General features: G+C 65.8%; 21 protein-coding genes. 2 read left to right on the forward strand and 19 right to left on the reverse strand.

Annotated features, from left to right (window positions below; all coding sequences use genetic code 11):
- Positions 1 to 105: 105 nt before the first annotated feature.
- On the forward strand, positions 106 to 537 hold the full coding sequence (locus C2L66_RS23035; protein WP_054934923.1) for a response regulator: 432 nt from the start codon (positions 106 to 108) through the stop codon (positions 535 to 537).
- 195 nt (positions 538 to 732) lie between these two features.
- Here the strand turns inward: C2L66_RS23035 and C2L66_RS23040 are convergent, their stop codons facing one another.
- The 19 genes from C2L66_RS23040 to C2L66_RS23130 all read right to left on the reverse strand — a co-directional run bounded on the left by C2L66_RS23040 (position 733) and on the right by C2L66_RS23130 (position 17,115).
- Positions 733 to 930, reverse strand: a complete 198-nt coding sequence (locus C2L66_RS23040) for a CsbD family protein (protein WP_054934924.1) — start codon at positions 928 to 930, stop codon at positions 733 to 735.
- Positions 931 to 1,022: 92 nt separating this feature from the next.
- Positions 1,023 to 1,232 (reverse strand): hypothetical protein, encoded by a 210-nt coding sequence (locus tag C2L66_RS23045; protein ID WP_054934925.1) that lies wholly within the window; start codon positions 1,230 to 1,232, stop codon positions 1,023 to 1,025.
- A gap of 138 nt (positions 1,233 to 1,370) precedes the next feature.
- A complete protein-coding gene (locus C2L66_RS23050) occupies positions 1,371 to 2,228 on the reverse strand; it encodes a 2OG-Fe(II) oxygenase (protein ID WP_054934926.1) in 858 nt (285 codons plus the stop codon).
- 76 nt (positions 2,229 to 2,304) lie between these two features.
- The gene (locus tag C2L66_RS23055; RefSeq protein WP_054934927.1) at positions 2,305 to 2,778 is read right to left on the reverse strand and encodes a nuclear transport factor 2 family protein; all 474 of its coding nucleotides are present in this window, start codon (positions 2,776 to 2,778) and stop codon (positions 2,305 to 2,307) included.
- Between the two features lie 183 nt (positions 2,779 to 2,961).
- The gene (locus tag C2L66_RS23060; RefSeq protein ID WP_060606513.1) at positions 2,962 to 4,239 is read right to left on the reverse strand and encodes a patatin-like phospholipase family protein; all 1,278 of its coding nucleotides are present in this window, start codon (positions 4,237 to 4,239) and stop codon (positions 2,962 to 2,964) included.
- A 141-nt stretch (positions 4,240 to 4,380) separates the two neighbouring features.
- Positions 4,381 to 5,844, reverse strand: a complete 1,464-nt coding sequence (locus C2L66_RS23065; RefSeq protein ID WP_060606510.1) for a vWA domain-containing protein — start codon at positions 5,842 to 5,844, stop codon at positions 4,381 to 4,383.
- Between the two features lie 32 nt (positions 5,845 to 5,876).
- Positions 5,877 to 6,521 carry a TadE/TadG family type IV pilus assembly protein gene (locus C2L66_RS23070; protein WP_060606507.1) on the reverse strand — a complete coding sequence of 215 codons (645 nt, stop codon included), beginning with the start codon at positions 6,519 to 6,521 and terminating at the stop codon, positions 5,877 to 5,879.
- 1 nt (position 6,522) lies between these two features.
- The gene (locus tag C2L66_RS23075; RefSeq protein WP_060606504.1) at positions 6,523 to 7,050 is read right to left on the reverse strand and encodes a TadE/TadG family type IV pilus assembly protein; all 528 of its coding nucleotides are present in this window, start codon (positions 7,048 to 7,050) and stop codon (positions 6,523 to 6,525) included.
- Between the two features lie 21 nt (positions 7,051 to 7,071).
- The gene (locus tag C2L66_RS23080; protein WP_060606501.1) at positions 7,072 to 8,049 is read right to left on the reverse strand and encodes a type II secretion system F family protein; all 978 of its coding nucleotides are present in this window, start codon (positions 8,047 to 8,049) and stop codon (positions 7,072 to 7,074) included.
- 51 nt (positions 8,050 to 8,100) lie between these two features.
- Entirely contained in the window at positions 8,101 to 9,081 is a 981-nt protein-coding gene (locus C2L66_RS23085) for a type II secretion system F family protein (RefSeq protein ID WP_060606498.1), read from the reverse strand.
- Between the two features lie 16 nt (positions 9,082 to 9,097).
- A complete protein-coding gene (locus C2L66_RS23090) occupies positions 9,098 to 10,474 on the reverse strand; it encodes a CpaF family protein (RefSeq protein ID WP_054934934.1) in 1,377 nt (458 codons plus the stop codon).
- Positions 10,475 to 10,525: 51 nt separating this feature from the next.
- On the reverse strand, positions 10,526 to 11,728 hold the full coding sequence (locus C2L66_RS23095; RefSeq protein ID WP_060606495.1) for an AAA family ATPase: 1,203 nt from the start codon (positions 11,726 to 11,728) through the stop codon (positions 10,526 to 10,528).
- Between the two features lie 117 nt (positions 11,729 to 11,845).
- On the reverse strand, positions 11,846 to 12,133 hold the full coding sequence (locus tag C2L66_RS23100; RefSeq protein WP_054934936.1) for a cyclin family protein: 288 nt from the start codon (positions 12,131 to 12,133) through the stop codon (positions 11,846 to 11,848).
- 36 nt (positions 12,134 to 12,169) lie between these two features.
- On the reverse strand, positions 12,170 to 14,224 hold the full coding sequence (locus tag C2L66_RS23105) for a type II and III secretion system protein family protein (protein WP_060606492.1): 2,055 nt from the start codon (positions 14,222 to 14,224) through the stop codon (positions 12,170 to 12,172).
- Between the two features lie 94 nt (positions 14,225 to 14,318).
- Positions 14,319 to 15,158 (reverse strand): Flp pilus assembly protein CpaB, encoded by an 840-nt coding sequence (gene cpaB, locus C2L66_RS23110; protein ID WP_054934938.1) that lies wholly within the window; start codon positions 15,156 to 15,158, stop codon positions 14,319 to 14,321.
- 77 nt (positions 15,159 to 15,235) lie between these two features.
- Entirely contained in the window at positions 15,236 to 15,685 is a 450-nt protein-coding gene (locus C2L66_RS23115; protein WP_233444961.1) for a hypothetical protein, read from the reverse strand.
- A gap of 341 nt (positions 15,686 to 16,026) precedes the next feature.
- Positions 16,027 to 16,590 (reverse strand): A24 family peptidase, encoded by a 564-nt coding sequence (locus C2L66_RS23120; RefSeq protein WP_060606486.1) that lies wholly within the window; start codon positions 16,588 to 16,590, stop codon positions 16,027 to 16,029.
- 110 nt (positions 16,591 to 16,700) lie between these two features.
- Entirely contained in the window at positions 16,701 to 16,883 is a 183-nt protein-coding gene (locus C2L66_RS23125; protein ID WP_054934941.1) for a Flp family type IVb pilin, read from the reverse strand.
- 49 nt (positions 16,884 to 16,932) lie between these two features.
- Positions 16,933 to 17,115 (reverse strand): Flp family type IVb pilin, encoded by a 183-nt coding sequence (locus C2L66_RS23130; protein ID WP_054934942.1) that lies wholly within the window; start codon positions 17,113 to 17,115, stop codon positions 16,933 to 16,935.
- A 1,012-nt stretch (positions 17,116 to 18,127) separates the two neighbouring features.
- On the opposite strand from C2L66_RS23130, the gene C2L66_RS23135 reads away from it, so the two are divergent.
- On the forward strand, positions 18,128 to 19,633 hold the full coding sequence (locus C2L66_RS23135) for a sigma-54 dependent transcriptional regulator (RefSeq protein WP_054934943.1): 1,506 nt from the start codon (positions 18,128 to 18,130) through the stop codon (positions 19,631 to 19,633).
- Positions 19,634 to 19,676 lie beyond the last annotated feature (43 nt).

Consider the following 19,676-nt stretch of genomic DNA (forward strand, 5'->3'; position numbering starts at 1 on the left):
TCGCCGACGGGATTGGCACGCGTCATGCATACGTGCAAACCAATTCACGATGACGTTTCGCTCGCACCCGAACCCGGCTGCGAGATCAGAAGTTTGCCTGTACATATGGATTCGAACGCACTGTCGGATAGTCACCTTCCTACCATCCTGCTCATCGATGACGAGCCGGACCTGCTAATCGCGTGGGCGCTCCTGCTCGAACTGGAGGGTTTTCACGTACTCACGGCTTTCGAGCCGCACGAAGGGGTCGAGCTTGCGCAGCGGGTGCACCCCGCGCTTGTCATCACGGATCTGATGATGCCCGGCATGGATGGCGCGGAGGTATGCCGTACGCTCAAGAGCGATCCCGGTCTCGACGGGATGCCCGTGATCCTGTGGAGTGCCTCGACCGACATTCCCACCGACCTGGATTGCGAATGCACGCTGCACAAGCCCGTTGCGCGCGAGACCTTGCTGGATCAGGTCGATCTGCTGCTGGGCCGCCTGCGCGACGGCGCCAGGCCCGTGCGCGGCGGGGACGATGTGTCGTTGAACTAGCCGTCGTTGAACTAGCCGTCGTTGAACTAGCGTCACGCACCCCGCGCACCCCGCACACACCGCGCAAATCCGGCATGACGCCACCATAAGAATGGGCCGCGTTACCACGCGGCCCAGCGGGCTTCGCCCGTCTACTTGTTCGCTCCCTGCGATCGAACGGCCGGGCGGCCAGAAGCCCCGCCCGGCACGCCGCGATCAGTGATGCTTGCGGTCTTCGCGGGCGATGTCCTTTGCGTCTTCCTTCGCATCGCCATACGACTTCTGCACTTCGCCGGCGCCTTGCTGCAGGTCGCCCTTCAGTTCCTGGCTACGGTTGCCCGTGGCCTTGCCGACAGTCTCGTTGACCTTGCCCTTCACCTTTTCGACCGTACCCTTCACTTGATCCTTGTTCATGGCTGACTCCGTCTGGTTACGCCGACGCAACGGTTGCGCCAGTCATGGCCGATAGAGCATCCGCTGTGCCTGAGTGTGACGCGCACGCGGCGTCAGCCCACGGCGGGCGCGCGCGCTTCGAGCGCCCGCAACAATTCGTCGAGCTTGTGGGCGCGCGTGCGTTGCGACGGCACCAGCCGCGCCGCGAGCACGGCGTTGAGCCGCGTGCGCCAGTACGACAGTGGGAAACGATGCTCGGCTGCCATACGGGCGAGCACCCGTTCGAGATGTTGAAGCTCGCTTTCCAGTTGATAGTTGTCCATTGTCGGTCCCCGGATGTTCTCAGTCTGAGGGGCATGTGCGTGGCGCCTGTCACGTTGAGGGCGCCGAAAACGAGCACGCACGCGCTACCCTCAGGACAGCACCCGCCATACCCGGATGCACTGCGCATCGCGGGCGTGCTAGACGTAGGGGCGCTCACGCATCCATTTCGTCATGATCCACTTGTCGCCGCTCGTGACAGGCGCGCCGCCGTGCAGCGTCAGCGGATCGAGCTGGCGTTGCCCGTTCATGTAGCGGAAGTAGATCGCGCCGCCTTGCCGCGCCATCACGGCGAGCCCTGCGTCCGGAAACACCGTTTCGCCGCCCCCTTCGACGTCGCTCAGGTACACGATCAGCGTTGCGACACGCTGGCCGCCGCGCGCCGTGTGCAGCACGCTGCCGTTCTGGCCGGGCGGGAAATAGTCGAAGTGCGGACGGTACTCGCCGCCTTGCCGGTAGTGCAAAATCTGCAGGCCTTCACCGTGCTCGAGCGGCCAGTTCATCAACGCGGAAATGCGCCGGTCCAGGCGTTCGATGAACGCATCCTCGCAGCGCTGGAACCAGAAGCCTTCGCTGGTGCGCAGCTGGATCACGTCTTCGCTGCCATTCTCGGGATTGACGGTAGTGGAGCGCTTCAGCCGGTGCCGTGCGCGTTCGATCAGCTCGGCGCATTCCTCGCCCGACAGCACGTCGTCGAACGCGATCACCTGCGGGCGTTCGAAGCGTATGCGCACCGTCACGTCACGGTCGTGCGCGTGCACCGTGTTGCCCGCGGCGACGGGACAGGCATCGTAGTGATAGGCGCGCGCTTCCTCTTCCGGCGACGCCGCAACCGTCGCCGCCGCGCCTGTCTCCGATGCGGCGCGGCGCACGATCTCCCGCGCCGCATCGATCTCGAAGCCGCCCTGCACCATCGCTTCGATCATCGATTCCTGAGTGCATCCGCGGCTCACGTTGGTCGCGAGCCATTCACGCCATGCTGCATCCATCTCGCGCATCACATCCCCCGCAACTTCGTTTGTCTCGCTCGCCAGAGCCCGGTCAGGACCGGCTCAGCGCGCGCTCATGCTCCGTTCATGCCGCTTTCGCGCGGAACGCGGCCAGCCCGCGCCTCGCCTGCGCGCGGATCGCGTTCTGCACGAACGGCGTCCAGCCGAGCAGCGCCCCCTTCGCGCCCAACGCCTGACTCGCCCAGCGCCACAAGTCGAAACGGTCGTGATGTTCGACGATCAGTCCGTCGCGAAACACGAAACGCGCGTCGATCGGGTTGACCACCGTTCTGCCTGTCTGGCTGAACACATAACTCGCGACCCAATGTGCGCTGCCGCTGTCGCCGTCGGCGGCGACATGGCTGAAGGCGAGCGTGAACTCCTGTGCGCGCGACACCAGCATGCGCCACATGTCGATCACTTCGCCGCCGTGCAGACCGACGAACACCGGGTCGCTGAACGTCACATCGGGCGCGTAGCACGCTGCCATCGCATCGACATCGCGCCGCTGGAATGCTTCGTAGAAACGCTCGATCAATGCCGCATTGGGATGGGTCATCTCGGTCTTGTGCTCGCCGTTTTCGTTTTTGCCAGGCCATATCAGCCGATATCAGCCCGTGTTTTCCTGAGCCTGCCGCTTCGACAGCGCCGCATTGCGGCGCGTCGTTCCGGGCGTCAGTGCCATTCACCCAAGGTACAACACGCTCACGCGATTGCGCAATCGTTCAGATGTGTCGCCGTCTTACGCCGCCTCCGGGTCCGAACGATGTATCGCGATGCCTTCCAGCGGGTCCGGCTCCTCGCGCCACGGCGCGCGCTCGATCATCCGTTGCGCGTCGGCATGGCCCGCTTCCCAGCGCCGCCGGATGCCGTCCTTCGAAAAGTCGATGTCCTTGTGCATATCGTCGCGCCCGAAGTTCGGCGCATCGAACTCGATCACCTGCATGGTGGTGCCGCAACCCCAGTCCAGCAGTTCCTTGACGGCAGCCGCGTCGCGCTGGTCGTCGGGCAGATGCTTGCCCAGTTCGCGGATCACATGCCGCAGCCGGTGAATCTGCCGCTGCCGCTCGAGATGGCTTTCGGCGCGGCTCGAATACTGGATGTCGCGCTGGCGGTTCATCGCCTGCTGGATCGACGCAGGCTCGTCGCCATGCGCGGGCCACAGTTGCACGGTGAAGATCACGGAGCTGTGCCGCGGCCGGTCGTCGAGCACGGCTTCGAGCGGCGTGTTCGAATAGATGCCGCCGTCCCAGTACGCCTCGCCGTCGATGCGCACGGAAGGAAAGCCCGGCGGAAACGCCGCCGACGCCATCACATGCCCGACGTCGAGCGGTGCGTCGCGATTGGTGAAATAGCGCATATGGCCGCTGCCCACGCTGACCGTGCCGACCGTCAGCCGCGTCTCCTTGCGGTTCAGGTAGTCGAAATCGATCAGCGACGCGAGCGTCTCGCGCAACGGCTCCGTGTGATAGAACGCCGCCCGCTCGATGCCGACGGGCGCATCCAGCGCGAGCCATGCGTCGGTGCGCGGCGTGAAGAAGGCGGGCAAGCCTTGCGACATGATCGACAGGTTGCGCAGCCACTGCTCGTAGCCGGGCATCCATGCGGCCCAGGCGGTGGCGAGATACGCGGGCAGACCGAGCGCCGCGCAGGCGGGCGCGCAGGCCGAAAGCCAGTTGGGCGCCTGAGGCCCCGTCCACGTGACGCGCTCCCAGAACGTGCGCAGACGGCTCATCCGGTCTTCGGGCCGGTTGCCCGCGATGATCGCGCCGTTGATCGCGCCGATCGACGTGCCGATCACCCAGTCGGGCTCGATCCCGGCATCGTGCAGCGCTTCAAACACGCCCGCCTGATAGGCGCCCAGCGCGCCGCCGCCTTGCAGCACGAGCACGACCTGGGCGTCGATGCCGTGATGCGCCGACGTGCCGCGCGTTGCCTCGCTGTTGCGCACCCGTGCGGCGGCGCGCGATGCCTGCGCAGAGGGCTGCGCGGCCGCGTGCGCCGCGGTTTTCTTGACCATCGTGCTTCTCCGTCGGGAAACGAAGCGTTCATCGGGAGACCTGCGGCCGCGCCGCAGGCAGTCACACGATAGCGCACCTTTATTTCGCGCGCACTTCAAGGCGCGCCTGTCACGGCAACGCCACATGTCCCGCTCCCGCCGCTACTTCGCGATGCGCAGGATGGCCGAAGCCAGTTGCGCGTAGCACGGCTTGATGTCGTCGGTGGTCGCCGCGTAGCAGTACACGCCGACGGGCTGCTTCGCGTCGTAGCAACGGCTCGGGCCATCCGCCACGTTGGCGATGCACTTGAGAATGTCCTGGCCGAGCTCGCCGCTGCCCGCACCCGTCCTCGTCAAGAGCGACGGGCCGTAGCCGAGCGCGAACACAAAGATGCCTTCTGCGCGCGCTTTCGCCGCCATCATTTCCATCAGGTTGCGCGCCGCGTTGTTCACGTTGGTGAACTTCGTCGTCATGGCGCTGACCTGCGCGGGGCTCGGCTTGCCGTTGTTCACCGTGCCGACCGTGGGCATCTGGCCGTTGACGGGCCGCGTCAGCGTGCCTGCGACGGGCGACGCCGGCGTAATGGGCAGAGTGGCCGAAGCGTCGGATGCAGCGTGCACGTCGTAGGTAGCGGGCAGGCTCTTCACGTTGTCCGCATACTTGTCGTAGCAGCTGCTTTGCTGGTTTTGCGCCGTCATGCTGTCGAATGCGCTGGGGTTGCCGTTCCAGTTGTTCGTATCCTTGCCCGTCGTGGACGGCGGGGTGTCGCCCGTCATGATCGTGTATTTGCCCGCTGCGCACGTCGTGTTTGCCGCCGCGAACGAAGCTGCGAAGCTGTTCGGCGCGCCGTCCGAGAAGAACACGATCACGCGCAGGCTGGACGGCTGCGTGATGACGTGATCGAGCTGGTACTTCGCGTTCCAGATCGCATCCACGGACGCCGTGTTACCGCCGAAGCTGTAGTTCGAGATCTTGTTCGTCATCGTCGCGCGGTCGAAGCCCCGGCTCTGATCGCTCTTGAAAGGCACGTCGACGACCGTGCCCGCCGCGAAGTGCATCAGCGAAACGCGGTCGGTCGAGGTATTGAAGTTGTTGAGAAACGCGGTCGACCCCGAGCGCACGGCCGCCTGCGTCTTCGTATCGCTCATCGAGCCCGTCACGTCGACTACGAACGACATATCCAGATCGCGCCGGATCGCCTGGCCTGTGGTCGCCACATTGAGCAGCTTGAAACCCTGAATCTGCATCAGCGTGAGCGGCACGCTCGCCTGCGCGGCGAGGTCGATGGTCACCGTGCCCTTGTTGATCGTCACCGACGGCGCGCCGAGCGTGGCCGTCGAGCCGAGAAAGCCCTGCGGATAGTTCGCGGCAAAGAACGCATTCGCGGCCGTGGTCGCGTTGGTGATCTGCTCGTCCTGGGTCGAGCCGCGCGTGACGGCCTGACCCGCCGCGACCAGCGCGCCGTCCACCGCCGAATCCAGCCGCGCCTTGACCATGTAGCCGAGGCCCGAGTCGATCGCGAGTCCCGCGATGCCCAGCAGCGCGATCAGCGACACCGCGACGAGTATGCTCACCGAGCCTTGCTGGCGCCCGAGCGCGCGCGTGTTTCTTTTGAATGTTTTCATTGCTTCCCCCGGTGCTTCGAACTGCCCGACCTTCAGAACACGCTCATCGAATACAGGTTCGGCGACAGCGCGGGCGTCGTGATGCCGCCGCCCAGGTTGATCGCGCCGATCAGCGGCTGCTGCACATAGAAGCTTTCGACGGCATACGCGATCTGTCCGTCGGAGAGCTTGCCCTTGAGCAGATCGACCGCCTGCGCGGGCGTCTTGCCGCCGAGGCCGTTGCACGCGCCGCTGCCGTCCGTGGCCCACGACGTGCCCGCTGTCGAGCAGTTCCAGATCTTGCTGGCGGCGCCAGCGTCGCTGCCGCCCGTCCATTTCCATTGCGCGACGACCGTTCCCGTGCAGCCGTTGCCCTTTGCGTCGCAGCCTTGCGAGCCCATGATCTGCGTGATGTAGATCATGCCGTTCGCGCTCATGTTGAGCGGCGGCGTCGTCGCCGCGAGCGACGCCATGATGGTCTGCATCGGATACGTGGCCGCCGCGCGCGACGACAGGTTCGCGCCTTCGCGGCTCACGTTGATCAGGATCATCTGCGCCTGAACGTTGCGCGCGATGTCGTAGAGCGGCAGCGCGATGCCGAGCAGCAGCGGCAGCAGCAATGCGAACTCGACGCTGACGATGCCTCTGGTATTGCCTCGTGCGTAACGGCGCGCCTCGAGCCGTGGTCTCGTCTTCATGTCAGAAGCCCTCGTTGCGCATGGTCGCGGCGACGCTGAAATTGAAGAAGCCGCCGGGAAAGAACGAGCGGATCATCGGCGTGATCATCGGCCACGCGCAGTTGATCTGCAGCACGACGATGTCGCCAGGATTGCCGAACATGCTCGACGTGTAGCTCGCATCGCTCGCATAGCTCTGCGCCTTGCCGCTGTTGATCGTGATCGCGTAGCTCGGATTGACGAGGGGATACAGCCCCATCGACTGGTCCTTGATCTCCTGAATCACGGCGAGATACCGCTGCGGGCTCTTCTGGTTCGGGTCGAGCCCTGTCTGCCCCGTCACCGCGTAACGCGCGCCTTCGCGCACCGCGTATTGCATGGTCAGGTTCACCCACAGCGCGACGCCGAGATCCATCACCATGCACAGCAGAAAGAACAGCACGGGCGCGATAAACGCGAATTCGAGCGTGGCGACGCCGCGTTGCCTGCGGCGGCATGGCTGGGAACGGCTCGCGCGTGGCGCGCGCAGATGAGGACGCGTGGTTGTCATCGTGTCTCTCCCGCCATGGGCTCAGTGCATGCCGCCCATCGTCGGCAGCAGTTGCCGCGCGACCTGCATCGCAGCGGGCCCGATCAGCACCATGATCAGCGTCGGGAAGATGCAGAACATCAGCGGAAAGAGCAGCTTGAGCGCGATCTTCGCCGCCTGTTCTTCGGCGCGCAGCCGGCGTTTGGTGCGCAGCGTGTCGACGAACACGCGCAGCGAATCGCCGACGCTCGTGCCGAAGCGGTCCGCCTGAATCAGCATCGACGTGAGGGTGTCGATATCCTCGACGCCCGTCCGCAGCGCGAGGTTGCGCAGCGCCTTGTCGCGTCCCGCGCCCGCGCGCAGTTCCAGCAGCACCAGTTCCAGTTCTTCCTTCAGCGCGTGGCTCTTCACGCCGATTTCCTCGGCGACGCGCTGCATCGCCGCGTCCAGCCCGAGGCCCGCTTCGACGCAGACGGTCATCAGATCGAGCGCATCGGGCAGGTCTTCGAAGAGGCTGCGCTGGCGCATCTCGACGAGACGGCTCAGCACCACGTTCGGCAGATAGAAGCCGAGCGCCGCCATCGAGAGCGTGGCCAGCAGCAGGAACTGCCGCGCGTCGGGCCCGGCGAACAGCGTGATGCCGAGCAGCGCGAGCGCGGGCAGCACGAGCGCGAGCAGCGTCTTCGCGGCGAAGTAGATCGCGGGCGCGGCTTCGCCGCGCATGCCGGCAGTGGCGAAGCGCCGCCGCAATGCGGACTTGTCCCAGTCGTCCTTCGGCAGCGACAGCTTCGCGACGTGTTGCGAGACCTTCGTGACCGTCTCCATCCATGCCGGGCTGTCGTCGCCTTCCATGTCCGGCGTGGCCGCCGCGGCCCCCATCGTGCCCGCCGCCGACGACGCCGCAATCCCGTCGATACGGCGTTTCAGCGGATCGGGACGCAGCAGCGACATGGCCTTCCACGCCGCGCCGAACACGATCGCGAACATCGCGGCCAGCAGGGCAAGCTGTTCGGTTTCCATGATTTCCCCGTGTTATTGCGTTGCTTATCTGTTCGAGTCGCTGCCCGGCTGCTACACGCGGATGCGCACCGTCTTGCGCAGCCACAGAATGCCGAAGAACATCATCCCCAGCCCGAGGCCCGCGATCTTCTGGCCCGTCGGGTCTTCCCAGAACACCTTGCAGTAGTCCGGGTTCAACACCGACAGCGCGGCGATCACGACGAACGGCAGCAGCCCCAGAATCCACGCCGACAGCCGCCCTTCCGCCGACAGCACGCGTACCTTGCCGAGCAGCTTGAGCCGTTCGCGGATGATGCCAGCGATGTTGCCGAGGATCTCGGCGAGATTGCCGCCCGCCTCGCGCTGGATCAGCACGGCGATCACGAAGTAGCGCACGTCTTCGACGGGCACGCGGCTGACCAGATTCATCAGCGCATCGTTCATCGACACGCCGTAGTTGATTTCATCGAAGGCGATGCGAAACTCGCCGCCCAGCGGATTGGGCAACTCGTCGCCCACCATGCCGAGCGCGGCGGGAAACGAATGGCCGGCGCGCAGCGCGCGGGCGATCAGATCGGCGGCATCGGGCAACTGCCGTTCGAGTTGCACGATGCGCTTCGCGCGCTTGCCGCGCAGATACACGAACGGCAGCAGCGCGGCCGCGCCCGCCACCACCAGCGAAACCGCAAGCGGCAGATGCATCGCGCCCACGCCGAACACGAGCGCCGCGAACCCGAACGCGACCGTGTAGCCGACGAAGCGCCCGACCGACCACGTCAACCCCGACTGTTGCAGATACAGATCGAGCCGATGCACGCGCGGCACGCGCATCAGCATGCGCGTGAGGGCCGGCGATTCGCTCAGCAGGCGCTGCTTGAGAATCGACATCTGTTCGCCGCCGATGTGACCGCCCGCCGACATCGCACGAATGCGCGCGTCGGTGCGCTTGACGACCGGGCCGTGGCGGCTGTTCCAGTACAGGTACGCGCTCTCGATCAGCAGCACGATCGCGACGAAGCCAAGAACGGCAAAAGCGAGCAGTGTCGTATCCATCTCCGCCTCCCGGGCGTCAGACTTCGAAACGCCGCGTCGGATCGAACATCTGATCCGGCAATGCAAGACCGAACGCAGCGAGGCGGTCGGCGAACTTGGGCCGCACGCCCGTCGCGCAGAAGTAGCCCTTGACCGTGCCGTCTTCTGCCACGCCCGTGCGTTTGAAGGTGAAGATTTCCTGCATGTTGATGATCTCGCCTTCCATCCCGGTGATCTCCGAGATGCTCATCAGCTTGCGGCGCCCATCCGTCAGGCGCGACGCCTGCACGACCACCGTGATCGCCGATGCGATCTGCTGACGCATCGCCTTGATCGGCATCGTCAGGCCCGCCATGCCGACCATGTTTTCGAGGCGCGTGAGCGCGTCGCGCGGCGTGTTCGCGTGCAGCGTCGCCATCGATCCTTCGTGGCCCGTGTTCATCGCGTGCAGCATGTCGAGCGCTTCGGCGCCGCGCACTTCGCCGAGCACGATGCGGTCGGGGCGCATCCGCAGCGCGTTGCGCACCAGCGAACGCTGCGAGATCTCGCCCTTGCCTTCGATATTGGGCGGGCGCGTTTCCAGTCGCAGCACGTGCTCCTGGCGCAGTTGCAGTTCGGCGGCGTCCTCGATCGTGACGATGCGCTCGTCGTTCGGAATGAAGCCCGACAGCAGGTTCAGCATGGTCGTCTTGCCGCTGCCCGTGCCGCCCGAAATCAGCACGTTGAGCTTGGCCTTGATGAGCGCTTCGAGCAGTTGCGCCATGGCGGGCGTGAAGCTCTGGTTCTTCACCATGTCGTCCACTTTCAGCGGATTCACGGCGAAGCGCCGGATCGACACGAGCGGCCCGTCGATCGCGGAAGGCGGAATGATCGCGTTGACGCGCGAGCCGTCGGGCAGGCGCGCGTCGACCATCGGCGTCGATTCGTCGATACGCCGGCCGACGCGCGACACGATGCGCTCGATGATCTTCATCAGGTGGGCATCGTCGAAGAACGTGATGTCGGTGTGTTCGAGCTTGCCGTGCCGCTCCACGTACACGTGGCGCGGCGTGTTGACGAGGATGTCCGACACGCTCGGGTCGGCGAGCAGCGGTTCGAGCGGGCCGAGGCCGAACATTTCGTCGTGCACGTCCAGGGCGAGCCGGCGACGCTCGAGTTCGTTCATCGGAATCTTGTCTTCGTCGACGATCCGCTCGACCAGTTGCGCGAGTTCGCGTTTGATCTGCTCGGGCGTGAGGCGTTGCAGCTTGTCGAGTTCGACACGGTCGATGATCTTCTCGTGCACGTTCATCTTCAGTTGCTGATACGCGCGGCGCGCGGCGATGCTTTCGGCGCTGTTGCCGGCCGTGGCGGCAGCCGCCGCGTCGAACGGCATCGATCCGCTCTGTAGTTTCAGTTGATCGCGCAATGACATGGTGTCGCTCCCCGGTCCTGGTGTGTGGCGCTTCTCGTCAATTACCCGGCGTCAATGATTCGTCTTCAGTTGCGGCACGTCGCGCGGCTTCGGCGCGAAGAGGCGCGCGAGGCCGCCCTTCTTCTCTTTCTGCGGCGCGGGCCACAAGGTGTGCGCGAACGCGACGATGTCCTGCGCGAGCGCGCTGCCCTTCGCGATGCTCATGATGGGCAGCCCCTGATCGAGCGCCGCGCCTGCATGTTTGTCGTCGCGCGCGAAGCGATGCGCGACGCCCACGCCGAAGCTCTGCTCGAACGCCTGCAGGTTGACGGGCGCGTGCTTGTCGTACTGGTTCACCAGCACGCTGACCTTGCCCGTCGCGTAGCCGAGCTCGTGAAAGATATCGAGCATGCGGCGGCCCGTGCGCAGATACAGCACGCTCTGGCGCACCAGCATGCAGATGCGGTCGCTCTGGTCGAGCACGTGGATCGCGAGCGGATTGATGCCGAGACCGAGATCGACGATCACCGCGTCGTACTGCGCGCGCGCGAGCGTCAGCACACGTTCGAGCTGCGCGGGGCGCAGCTCGCCGGCGCGGATCGGATCGCCCGCGCCCGCCAGCACGTCGAGGTTGTCGTTCACGTGCATCACGCAGGCGTCGAAAAATGCGTTGTCGAGCCGGTCGATCTGCGCGCACAGATCGGCGAGCGTCGCGGCGGGCGTCAGGTCCGACATCAGCAGGCTCGCGTCGGCGAACTGCTGGTTCGCATCGACGAGCAGCACGCGCTTGCCACGCTGCGTCGCGAGCGCATGCGCGAGGTTCATCGCGATGAAGCTCGTGCCCGTGCCGCCCTTGCACGACGTCAGCGCCACGACACGCCCTTCGCGGCGCGCGCCCGCCGTCTTCTTGCCCCACACGTGCGAAAGCTCGGCGGCGAACGCCTGCGCGTCGAGCGGCCACGGCAGCACGTGACGCACGCCTGCGCGCATCGCGGCCATCAGCAGCGCGGTCGATGGCGCGGGCGTGACCAGCATGCAGCTCAGTTGCGGCACGTGCGAGACGGCTTCTTCGATCGACGCCATGTCTTGCGGTTCAAGACCGACATCGTCGACAATCAGCAGATCCGCCGACTTGATGGACGCCGCGTGCGCGCGCAGATGCCGCACCGAGCCGTGCACGGCCCGCACGCGATGCGCGACGCCGCATCCTTCCAGCAGTTGCTCGATCTGGCGCGAGCGGTCTGGGCCCGATGAGATGAGGAGGATGTCGATCATGTTCAGTCTCCGCGTGCGGGGCGTGGGGTGTCGTGCGTCGTTTCTGTTGCGGTTGCGAATTGCGAATTGCGAGTTGCGATCACGGTCGCGCTCGCGCCGCGCGTGCGGCGCACCCGGTCAGTTCGAGCCGGGCAAGCCGACCGCGAACACGTTGATGGGCGGCGGCGGCGTCGTGAACGACTTCGCGTAGTTCTTCTGGATTGCATGAGCTGTCGGGCCGTCGACGCCCGCCACGGGGTCGGTGTTCATGCCCGCGTTCGGATTCAGCGTCTGCATTTCCTTCAGCTGCGAGACGGAACTGCCGAACGTCTCGTCCCAGTGCGGCGTCGAGGTCAGGCAGCCGGCGAGCGTCAGGCTCGCCGCTGCGCACAGCGACGCGCGGATCAATGTCTGGATGGTTTTCATGTCGGTCTCCCGGTGTTCGTCAGAGGCAAGTCGCGTTCACTGCGTGCGGCGCTCGTCGTTGCTTTCGCGTGCTTGCTGGGTGCCGGACGGCGCGGGTTGCGTCGCGGGTTGCGTCGACAGAGGCTGCACGCTGACGCTCGCCGTCTGCACGGCGGCCGCATGCACGGTGCCGTCCGCCGGTTCGGTGCGCGTGACGGGCCCCGATCCGTCGCCCGCGCTGCCGCTGCCCGTCGAGCGCGGCGTGGCAGGCGCACGGATCGCGTCCGACGCGGGCTGGGTGCGCTCGGGCGCAGGAACGGGCGACGGCGCCGTCGTGCCTTGCGAGGTGATGATGGGCGTCAGGACCACGGGTGCCGCCGTGCCGCCAGCCGCCGCAATCGCGCCGCCCTTGACGGGGATGGGCGACGGGATCGCGGCACCCGTCGACGGCGTCGCCGGCTCGGCGGCAGGCTGCGGCTTCTTGCCTTCCATGTTGCCCGTGAAGAACACGCCCGCTTCCGTGACCTTGCCGAAGTGATCGGTGGGCAGCGGATAGTTCTGCGGCAGCGGTTTCGCAAGACGCGGCGTGACGACGAACACGAGTTCCGTCTTGTCCTCCTGGAAGTTCGTGCTGCGGAACAGCGCGCCGAGCACGGGCACTTCGCCGAGGCCGGGCAGGCCCTTGAGCGTGCCCGTCACATTGCTCTTCATCAGGCCGCCGATCGCGAAGCTCTGGCCGTCGTACACCTGCAGCGTGGTCGACGCGCGGCGAGTGGTGATGAGGGGCAGCACGGCCGTCGTGCTGACGGTGCCCGCCGTCACGGCGACGCCCGTCGGCGACAGTTCCGACACTTCCGGCGAGACCTTCAGATTGATGCGGCCGTTATCGAGCACGGTCGGCGTGAAGGTCAAACCGACGCCGAACGTTTCTTCCTGCAGGATGATCGTCGAGCCCGCCGCGCCGTTGCTTTGCGGCACCGGGATGAACACCTTGCCGCCCGCGAGAAAGCTCGCTTCCTGGCCGCTGATCGCCATCAGGTTTGGCTCGGCGAGCACCTTGACGAGCTGGTCGGTTTTCTGTGCGTCGAACGCGAAGTTCAGCGGCTTGTTGTTCGCCTTCGAGCCGATCAGCGCGGCCATGCCGCCCGACAGGAAATCGGCCAGCAGGCCGAAGCTCCAGCTGCCCGTGCCGCCCTGGATGTTGGCGGCCATGCCGAGCTGGTCGATCAGCGTCTTCGACACTTCGGCGACCTTCACTTCGAGCATGACCTGCTGCGGCGCGGCCACGTGCATCATGTTGACGATGCGTTCGTTGTTGCCGTTGCCCGAGGCGCCCGCCGTCTTCATCACGGCGGGAATCATCGCGCCGCCCTGGGCGCCTGCCGCGTTGGCGGGCGCGGCGACGGGCACGGGCGAAGTCTGGCGCGACACGTAGGCGCGCGCCAGGTCGACGATGCGCTCGGCCTTCACCGAATCGGAGACGGTGCCTGTCAGCACGAGCGTGTCGGCGGCGGCCTTGACCTGCACGCCCGTCTCTTCGGGCATCAACACGGCGAGCGTCTGCTGCAGGCCGCCCGGATCGGCGCCGACGGCGACGTCGATGATCGTGCAGGTGCCGCTCCTGCCCTGCACGATCATGTTGGTCGTGCCGACGTCGGTGCCGAGCAGATAGAGCGTTTGCGGCGACACGAGCATGGCCTGCACGATCGACGGATTGCCGACCGTGCGCGTTTTCACCGACTCGCGGATGTTGACCATCAACGACTTGCCGACGGGAATCGTCACGCTCTGGTGATCGGCGATCGTGCCCGTGCAGTTCGGGCCCCGCGCGCCTTGCGTCATGCCAGCTGCACCGGCTGGCGCGGCGCCGCTCATGCCGATCGTCAGATGCACGGCGCCGCCGTTCGACGCCATGCTCATCGGCAACGGTGCCTGGCCCGGCAGGCCGGCCTCCTGGCTCGCAGCCTGCGCGGCAGGCAGCGCCCACAACGCGGCGCCGATCAGGCCGCAGGCGCTGGCCTGCGCGAGGCGTGAGCGGTGCGCGGACGTAGCGGCTTGCGTCGTGTCGCGCTCACGCCTTGCATGCGCGCGCTGGTTCTCTGTGGCATTCATGTCCTTCCCCCGTATTGGCGCCGTGGTCCGGTCTCGTCACGGCTTGCGGTTCGCGCCTGGGTCTATGCCCGCGCGGTTCTCGATTACGTGCCGCTCAAAAGCATTCCTGTCTGGCCTGCGATCCGTCGATCACGCTCACGCAGTTCGACGGCGCCCGCGCAACGATCTTGCGCACCACCGGCTTCGGCGCGGGCGCGGCGGGCGCGGGCGGCACGGCGACGGGAATCTTCAGCAGCGAAGCCTTGGTCGCGCCCGCCGTGGTCGCGTCCTGCGGATCGACCTGGTTGCGCAGCACCAGCGACAGCGAGCCGATGCTGCGCGCGAGGTCGATTTTCTCGGCCTGCTCGGGCGTGACTTCGAGCGTCACGGCATCGACCACTTTGGGTTTGGTTTCATCGCGGCCGGCTTCCTGCGCGACGGCCAGCACGAGGATCTTTTCGAGCACGATCTTCGAGATGTTCTGGTCGCGTCCCGTCGCCGTGCCGTCCTTGTTGTCCTTCTCGGTGTTGACGAGAATGTCGACGTAATTGCCCGGCAGCGCGAAGCCCGCGACGCCGATCACGTCGTTCACCCGCACGGTGATCGCGCGCTTGCCCTCGTTGATGACGGCCGACAGCCCGCCGACCGTGCCGACGGGCGAGAGCTTCGCCTCGAGCACGGGCTCGCCGCGCGCGAGGCTCGTCTTCAGCACGCGGCCTTCGAGCTTTTTGACGTCGTTGAAGGTGCCTGCCGGCACGCTGCCGGCGGGCCAGTCGGATACCTTCAGCATGTCGGGGGACACGCGCTGGCCGAGACTCATGTCGGCCGATGCGATCACCACCTTGGTTGTGGTCGTCGACGACTGCTGGATCATCCAGCGCGACGCGAACACCACGGCCGCAAGACCGGCCGCCGTCGCGACGACCAACATCACCAACGCGCGAGCGTTCTTCATGTCGTTCTCCTGACTCTCGCCGTCGGCGACGGCGCTCTAGGGATCGTGTTGCAGGGATTGCGCAGCGAGTCTGTCCGTCAGTCCATCAGATCGCGGTCGCGGTCCGGCGGGCTGTGCGCGTCGTCTTCGTCCGTGCTTGCGGCGCGCTGGTATGCGGACAGCTGCAAGGCGGCCTGCAACGGCGCGGCTTGCTGCGCGCGGCGTTGCGCTTCGCGCTTCGCCAGCCACTGCGCGACGACGAGTTCCTCGAGCAGCGCTTGCAGCGCGTATTCGCGCTCCAGCCGGCCCGCTGGCGTGAGCAGCGCGCGCTGACGCAGATAGATGGCGGGATCGGTCGTGTAGAGCAGTTCCGGCGCCGCGTCCACGTAGTACATTGCGTACGCCGTGGACGCTGCCTCCGTGCGGTCTGGCCGGTTCATGGTGCCGGTCTCGATGCCGCAGCCGTTGTCCGCCGATGCGGGACGGCTCCCCCGTGTTGCCGATGTATTGGCATTGGCCGTCTTGCGGCCTGAATCGTTCGTCTTCATCACTTCCCCCGTATCTGGCCGGCCTTCCTGCGAAGGCTCTTTCCAGGTGGACGACCCCGCGTCCACACCCCGTTCCTGGATTTGCTTCAAGCCTTTCTGCGAAGGCTCTGTGCCGCTGTTTCTCTTGCCACTGCTGCTGCGTTTTATGCTGCGCTCCGGTGGGCTTCGGCTGTTGTTCGCCGTTCGCCTCTTGTTCCCGGTTGGTCACGCTGTTTGTCGTTATGCACTGCCGCCCTGCCCTGATTTGCCTGCTGGCCCCGTCACTGCTTCCCCGTCGGCATCCTGTTGTTCTTGCCCCGTGCTGCGTGATTCCTTGTTCTTTCTTGTTGCTTGCCGCTGCGTCATACGTTCATGAACAGCGACAGCATCGTGCCGATTGCAATGGCCACGCCGTACGGCAGCGTGCCCGTCGTCGGCCGTCTCGTTCTCGTGTTGCCCGTGTTACCCGTGCCCTGCCCGCTGTCGCCGCGCGGCGCGCCGCCCGCAGGCATCGACACGTCGATCAGCACGGCAGCCATGTTGTGCAACCCGGCCCGCATCTGCCGATGCCGCAACATCTCCGCCAGCGCCCAGACGCCGCCGACCATGCACACCATCAGCGCGGCTTCGAAAGCGCCGCTCGCGCCGCAAAAACATCCGACCGCCGCCATCAACTTCACGTCGCCCGCCCCCATCATCCGCAGCAGATAACCCGGCAGGAGCACGGCGCCGCCCGTCAGCGTGCCGCCCGCCCACAACAGCATCCCGTCGATCGCGCCATGCAGCGCGCACTGAACGACGAGCCCCGCGCCCAGACCGATGACGACCAGCCAGTTCGGAATGCGCCGCGCGTGGAGGTCGTAGATCGCGGCAATCACGACCAGCGCCAACACGCACGGACCCACTGGAAAAGGCACACCGTTCATCGAAAGCTCCGCTGGTTGAATCGACTTTTCTGTTTGCCGCTGCCGGCCTCGATCGACCGTGTTTCGTGGCCCGGCAGCGGCCGGGTGACGCGAACGCGAAGCAGCCTGGATCAGGACGGTTGGGTGATGCTCACCAGCTTGTCCTTGACGTAGCCGAATACGCGGTCGAGATTGGTGCCGATCAGCCCGACCGTCGCGACGATCGCCACCGCGATCAATCCGGCCAGCAATCCGTACTCGATTGCCGAAACGCCGTCTTCTTCGCGCAGAAAGTTCTGAACTGCATTTTTCATGGTCTTCCCCGTTGAGATGTGGACTGATGCGAACTGGACCCGGCCACGTTCAGGTCGGTTGCGTGATGCCGACCAGCTTGTCCTTGATGTAGCCAAAGACGCGGTTCAGGTTGGTGCCGATCAGGCCCACCGTCGAGACGATCGCCACGGCGATCAGCCCGGCCAGCAGCCCGTATTCGATTGCCGACACGCCGTCTTCTTCACGCAGAAACTGGTTGATTGCGTTCTTCATGGTTTCCCCCGTAGGAAATGAGATGTCACATGGCCGCCGCGCCCCATGCGCATTGAGCCGCAAAACCGCCCTTTCGGACGGATACAACCGGCAGGTGCCGCGAAGGTGTCGTCATGGTCGCGAATGGCCGTACGTCGTACGAACCATTCGCGCCACTTTCTGCCGACGTCCGCCCCCCATTGGCTCCGCCGCCCCCACAGCCGCATCTGGCAAACCCCGGCCGCGACTGCGAAGTTCTGTGCTGTTGCCGGAGACTTCCTTTGGCCTTGCTTTCCGGCAGCAGCGCTTTCGTCGTGACTGCCATATCGCAACGGGTATGCCATGTGCCCGCAAACCCTTGTCGGGCCGTGATCGGGCTTGAGCGTCAGGTGGTTTTCGGGAGGCCTGCCGTTCGCAATGTTGCGAAACCGTAACGTGAATTCGCGGCGCGGCGCGGGCGTTCGCCAGGTCACATTGCCGTCGGCGCGCGCTCAAAGATGCGATCAATCGGGCCGCCAGGCCCGATGCAATTGGGCTCCCGGTCAGAAATACCGTTCACAGGGCCCTGCCACGAGGTCTGGAGAACCGGTCGTCGAATGTGTCGCAGAGTTGAGACGGCGGGAAAAGCGCGGCTGCCGACGAGCGACAGCCTTGTGCAGCAAGGCTGTCGCGTGTGAGGGCCGCTGGCGCGCAGCGGCAGGCGCGACAGGTCGCAAACGATTTAAGCGCCGGTAGAAATTGCAGAACGGCGGCATCTGCATCCAGATTTACGCTTATACAAAGCCCCTACCCATTCATTTATCTTTGTTTTCACCGTGCATTTCATGCGACGATAACTTCGCGTTGCGAAGCATGTATGCAGCGCAAGCGCATGGCGACATTGCGGCACTCATGACCCGCATATACAAGAAGGTGAAAAATGATGGGGTTCACTCAGGCGAACCCTCAAAACACCGCATCGTTTTGCCGTAGTACAAGGATCACTGACCTTGCTGCGCGACGCGCAAGGGCGACGTCCACACCCGGGGGTAACATGAATTCCACTTCCACAACGGGCGCTTCTGACCGCACTGTGCTTTGTATGGCCCCGACGCCCGACGAAGCACTCGCAGCCTTTCTCGGCGCGGCCGGATGGCAGGTCGTGCACGCCAGAACCACGGCCGCTGCGGAGAAACTGCTCGATCGCGGCGACATCAAGGTCGGCCTCGTGACGCTGCCCGACGATGTCACGCAGCAGCAGCTGTCGGCGCTCGAAGCCTGCATGCGTCACGGCGAGGCGAACTGGATCGCGCAAATCGCGCCCGGCCATGCCACCGACGACCTCACCAGCCGCTTCATCCTCGATTACTGCTTCGACTTCGTCACCGCGCCGTGCATGAACGACCGGCTGATCTTCGCGCTCGGCCACGCACACGGCCTGTCGAATCTGCGCCGCGCGAGCTTCCGGCCGCAGCCGTCGCTCGGCGCGCACGGCATGGTCGGCCATTGCGAGCCGATGCAAAAGCTGTATCGCCGCATCGACAAGTGCGCGCAGACAGACGCGCCGGTGTTCATCGCGGGCGAATCGGGCACGGGCAAAGAACTGACGGCGCGCGCGGTGCACGACGGCTCGGCGCGCGCGCAACAGGCTTTCGTCGCGATCAATTGCGCGGCGATTCCGCCTACCCTGTTGCAGGCCGAGTTGTTCGGCCATGAGCGCGGCGCCTTCACGGGTGCGCTGCAACGCAAGATCGGCCGGATCGAGCATGCGCATGGCGGCACGCTGTTCCTCGACGAAATCGGCGACATGCCGCACGAATGCCAGGCCGTGCTGCTGCGCTTCCTGCAGGAAGGCACGATCGAGCGCCTGGGCGGCAATACCTCCGTCAAGGTCGACGTGCGCGTAATCTCGGCGACGCACGTGAATCTGGAAGCCGCCGTGAAGGACGGGCGCTTCCGCGCCGACCTGTATCACCGGCTGTGCGTGCTGCGGCTCGACGAGCCGCCGCTGCGCGAACGCGGCAGCGACATCCGCCTGCTCGCCGACTATGCGCTCAGCATGTACAAGCAGGACGGCACGCACAAGATTCGCGGCTTTTCCAGCGGCGCGGTCGTCTCGATGTCGAATTACGACTGGCCCGGCAACGTGCGCGAACTGATCAACTGCGTGCGGCGCGCAGTCGTGATGACGGAAGGACGCTTCATCACGGAAACCGATCTCGGCTTGCCGGAAGTGTCGGGCGCGCGCGCGAAGACGCTCGCCGAAATCCGCACCCAGGCGGAAATCGAGGCGATCGAAGAAGCGCTGCGGCGGCACGGGCACAACCTGTCGGGCGCGGCGGCCGACCTCGGCGTGTCGCGCGCGACGCTCTACCGGCTGATGAACGCAAACCGCATGAACCCGGACGCGAACGCCATGCGCTCGATGCGCCGCAGCGGCGAAGGCCGCACCGATGGCGCCACGGACGGCTCATCCGATCCAGGCGGCGCGGACGACAGCGACGACAGTGATGCGGGCTCGCACAGGCCGCGCGCCGTCGCAGCGATGCCGGTGGGCTGAGTTCGCTGTTGTTCCGCTTCGGTTGTTCTCCCGACTTTCTTCC

This window comes from Paraburkholderia caribensis (assembly GCF_002902945.1).
GTDB lineage: Bacteria > Pseudomonadota > Gammaproteobacteria > Burkholderiales > Burkholderiaceae > Paraburkholderia > Paraburkholderia caribensis.

What these genes read in the sequence shown, in the direction of transcription:
- C2L66_RS23115 (WP_233444961.1), bottom strand. Translation starts at nt 15,685, where the DNA reads ATGAAGACGAACGATTCAGGCCGCAAGACGGCCAATGCCAATACATCG.
- C2L66_RS23085 (WP_060606498.1), bottom strand. Translation starts at nt 9,081, where the DNA reads ATGGATACGACACTGCTCGCTTTTGCCGTTCTTGGCTTCGTCGCGATC.
- C2L66_RS23100 (WP_054934936.1), bottom strand. Translation starts at nt 12,133, where the DNA reads ATGAAAACCATCCAGACATTGATCCGCGCGTCGCTGTGCGCAGCGGCG.
- C2L66_RS23035 (WP_054934923.1), top strand. Translation starts at nt 106, where the DNA reads ATGGATTCGAACGCACTGTCGGATAGTCACCTTCCTACCATCCTGCTC.
- C2L66_RS23040 (WP_054934924.1), bottom strand. Translation starts at nt 930, where the DNA reads ATGAACAAGGATCAAGTGAAGGGTACGGTCGAAAAGGTGAAGGGCAAG.
- C2L66_RS23065 (WP_060606510.1), bottom strand. Translation starts at nt 5,844, where the DNA reads ATGAAAACATTCAAAAGAAACACGCGCGCGCTCGGGCGCCAGCAAGGC.
- C2L66_RS23090 (WP_054934934.1), bottom strand. Translation starts at nt 10,474, where the DNA reads ATGTCATTGCGCGATCAACTGAAACTACAGAGCGGATCGATGCCGTTC.
- C2L66_RS23050 (WP_054934926.1), bottom strand. Translation starts at nt 2,228, where the DNA reads ATGCGCGAGATGGATGCAGCATGGCGTGAATGGCTCGCGACCAACGTG.
- C2L66_RS23055 (WP_054934927.1), bottom strand. Translation starts at nt 2,778, where the DNA reads ATGACCCATCCCAATGCGGCATTGATCGAGCGTTTCTACGAAGCATTC.
- C2L66_RS23045 (WP_054934925.1), bottom strand. Translation starts at nt 1,232, where the DNA reads ATGGACAACTATCAACTGGAAAGCGAGCTTCAACATCTCGAACGGGTG.
- C2L66_RS23135 (WP_054934943.1), top strand. Translation starts at nt 18,128, where the DNA reads ATGAATTCCACTTCCACAACGGGCGCTTCTGACCGCACTGTGCTTTGT.
- C2L66_RS23075 (WP_060606504.1), bottom strand. Translation starts at nt 7,050, where the DNA reads ATGACAACCACGCGTCCTCATCTGCGCGCGCCACGCGCGAGCCGTTCC.
- C2L66_RS23125 (WP_054934941.1), bottom strand. Translation starts at nt 16,883, where the DNA reads ATGAAAAATGCAGTTCAGAACTTTCTGCGCGAAGAAGACGGCGTTTCG.
- C2L66_RS23070 (WP_060606507.1), bottom strand. Translation starts at nt 6,521, where the DNA reads ATGAAGACGAGACCACGGCTCGAGGCGCGCCGTTACGCACGAGGCAAT.
- C2L66_RS23060 (WP_060606513.1), bottom strand. Translation starts at nt 4,239, where the DNA reads ATGGTCAAGAAAACCGCGGCGCACGCGGCCGCGCAGCCCTCTGCGCAG.
- cpaB (WP_054934938.1), bottom strand. Translation starts at nt 15,158, where the DNA reads ATGAAGAACGCTCGCGCGTTGGTGATGTTGGTCGTCGCGACGGCGGCC.
- C2L66_RS23120 (WP_060606486.1), bottom strand. Translation starts at nt 16,590, where the DNA reads ATGAACGGTGTGCCTTTTCCAGTGGGTCCGTGCGTGTTGGCGCTGGTC.
- C2L66_RS23130 (WP_054934942.1), bottom strand. Translation starts at nt 17,115, where the DNA reads ATGAAGAACGCAATCAACCAGTTTCTGCGTGAAGAAGACGGCGTGTCG.
- C2L66_RS23095 (WP_060606495.1), bottom strand. Translation starts at nt 11,728, where the DNA reads ATGATCGACATCCTCCTCATCTCATCGGGCCCAGACCGCTCGCGCCAG.
- C2L66_RS23105 (WP_060606492.1), bottom strand. Translation starts at nt 14,224, where the DNA reads ATGAATGCCACAGAGAACCAGCGCGCGCATGCAAGGCGTGAGCGCGAC.
- C2L66_RS23080 (WP_060606501.1), bottom strand. Translation starts at nt 8,049, where the DNA reads ATGGAAACCGAACAGCTTGCCCTGCTGGCCGCGATGTTCGCGATCGTG.